The 2,379-nt window shown below is 48.9% G+C and carries 3 protein-coding genes; all 3 read right to left on the bottom strand.

What is annotated here, in order from left to right:
• The coding region (locus ACJROR_RS15240; RefSeq protein ID WP_406547836.1) for a type III secretion system chaperone at positions 1-408 on the bottom strand (408 nt) is incomplete at its 3' end.
• Positions 409-582: 174 nt separating this feature from the next.
• The gene (locus ACJROR_RS15235; RefSeq protein ID WP_406547835.1) at positions 583-1,038 is read right to left on the bottom strand and encodes a type III secretion system chaperone; all 456 of its coding nucleotides are present in this window, start codon (positions 1,036-1,038) and stop codon (positions 583-585) included.
• A gap of 56 nt (positions 1,039-1,094) precedes the next feature.
• Positions 1,095-2,379: hypothetical protein (locus tag ACJROR_RS15230; protein WP_406547834.1), on the bottom strand; the 1,285-nt coding region annotated here is incomplete at its 5' end.

The following is a 2,379-nucleotide window of genomic DNA, read 5'->3' as shown; positions in this document are numbered from 1 at the left end:
AGCGCTGTCTTCGGGATCGCCGCCCCGGGCCGCGCAGAAATCCTCCAGAAGCTCCTTCCAGGCTGCTGCCACGGCAATAAACTCCTGGAGCAGGGCATGAAGGGCTTTTCCGTCAAGCCGGGCCATCCATTCATAGCGCTGCAAATGGAGATGCCCTTCAGGACTTACGGCAAATACGGAACCGCAGGTATTGCGGTACAGGCAGCAGGAATTAAGAGCCTGTTTCAAAAAAGCATTTTTGCTGCCGCCCGCGGGTTTTCCCAGATCGGCCCGGATAAAGATCATTTCTCCGGCATTGTGCATCAGGATTTCCATATCCTGCGTTTCAAAACCGGCGCCGCCGGCGCTGCCGTCAAGTTCAATGCCCATCTCCTCGCCAAGAGAAAGCATAAGCTCGTTAAAATCCATGAAACCTCTTCTCTCAAAAAAAACAATTCCGGCAAGTACCGAAAATCAAGTATAACCAGACGCGAACGGCCGGCACCGCAATGTTAACCGGATCCGAAGATTTCTGCTGTGATTCCGGCCTGAGCGCTATGCTGCATAGGCAGATCTCCTCCGGTCGCAGGTTCGGGGAATCCGCTATACCATTTGATCAAAATTCTGTAAATCGAAGGCTTCCTCAGGCACGGCGGCGCCGGCTGACTCCTCCGGAGACTCAAAAGCGGCCTTTCCGGTGATAATATCGCGCCATTTCAGGGCGACTCCGGCGAACTCCTCCAGGTACCTTACCAGCATGTCAGGGGTAAGGCGATCCATCCAGTCGTAGCGCTGCAGCATCATATGACCTGTTTCCGGATCCCGCGCAAACGAGGAACCGCTGGTTTCCTGGTAGGCATAATTTGCCGCCAGAAACCTGGTAAATAATGCATCATCGGGACAATCAGCTCCCAGATCCGCAATCAGAAGCAGCTTGTCTCCGGCTTCCTGCAGCAGCACGACAGCATCGTCAATGGCAAACTGACAGGAGTTTTCCTGATGTTCCGGCTCAAATCCGAAGACAGCGCTGAGTTTTTGGATTACTTCCCTGAAATTCATATTTTCTCCTGAAACAGTTATGCCGTTCAGAAACGGCGCAGAAAGCCGGCGCGGTTTTAAAAGCCGATTTCCATATCAAAAGACAGCTCGGTCGCCTGATCCGCTTTTTCCTGAAGCTTATCAGTTATGTTATTAAAAGAGGGAAGATATCCCGTACCCAGTTCGTTCCTTCCTACGCTGTACAGACTGGTTGTCAGGCTCGTTATTTCAAGCCCGCCTAAACTTTTCAGCATTTTTTTCACGGCATCCTGACTGTTAAACAGTGTTTTAACAATCACGCTGGCAAAGGTTGCCGGCGGTTTGACAGGTCTCCCAAGGTTATCATAGGCCTGAGTTTGAAAAGCACTCAACTCACGGCGAACAGTGGTAGCAAAGTTTCTTGCAGATGATCTCAGCAGCCTTTCGCATTCGGCTTCATCATTAGCCTTTTTGGCTGAGTTATACTTGTCAGTCAAATCGTTGATCAGTCTCTTTACCTCTACCACCATATTATGATCCGGAGGCATAATATCAATAAGATACTTTTGGAAAAGCTCTGTGGCTTCCTTCAGAGGATCGGGGGCAGTGTTAATTCTGTTCAGGACTTTCTCATAATACTGCCCGCCGGGGTTGTAATCGCTCCAGTTTAAATATTTGGCGTTTAATTCGATAAGATACCGCGGCATGCCATTTTCAAGGAAGAAGTTTTTTATATCAGTCTTGGCATCGTCATCAAAATCAGCGTCGTTATCAAAATAATTCTTGTTTACAGGTACTATTTTTCTCCCCTCGGCGCTCCTGAAGTAATCAGTGAATTTACCCATCACATCCAGTTCATCACGCAGAGGAGGTTCTTTATTTCCGGAGAGATCCCCGTTTTGCACCGTGTCCACCAGAAGCTTTCCCAGCATAATGGTGTTGTTCATTTCATTTATGGTATTCTGGAGACGATTCATGGACTGCACAAAGCAGTAGATCTGCGGAGGAACCTCCAGACCGAGTTTCTGCAGTTCGCTTAGGATGCACTGAAGACGCGTTGCCACATCATGAGCGATATCTCCCTTTGCCATGATGGAGTCAACAATGGCGTTAACCTTGTTCGCGCTGACCTGAAAAACCTTTTTGCCGTCCGGAGACAGCAGATTCTTAAAGCCGTTCACAAAGGCCTCTCCGTTGCGGAGCGCGCATCCGAGGATGAGTCTGAGCATTTCAATGCGTTCATCAAAAATAACCTTCGGTCTTTCTTCGGTTCCGGTGACCTTGCCGTCCTTATCCTTGACCGGAACAGTCTCTGTTATTACATTGCCGTCTTTATCCTTTGCATAGACTTTCTTGAATTCGTACAAATTGCCGAAATCAATG

This window comes from Succinimonas sp., assembly GCF_045225735.1.
Taxonomy (GTDB): Bacteria; Pseudomonadota; Gammaproteobacteria; order Enterobacterales; family Succinivibrionaceae; genus Succinimonas.
Note: the sequence above shows the minus strand (reverse complement) of the source record. Positions and strands in the feature narration are given on the sequence as shown.

Bases quoted from the DNA above. Each gene is read 5' to 3' on its own strand.
- ACJROR_RS15235 (WP_406547835.1), bottom strand. From the start codon at position 1,038: ATGAATTTCAGGGAAGTAATCCAAAAACTCAGCGCTGTCTTCGGATTT.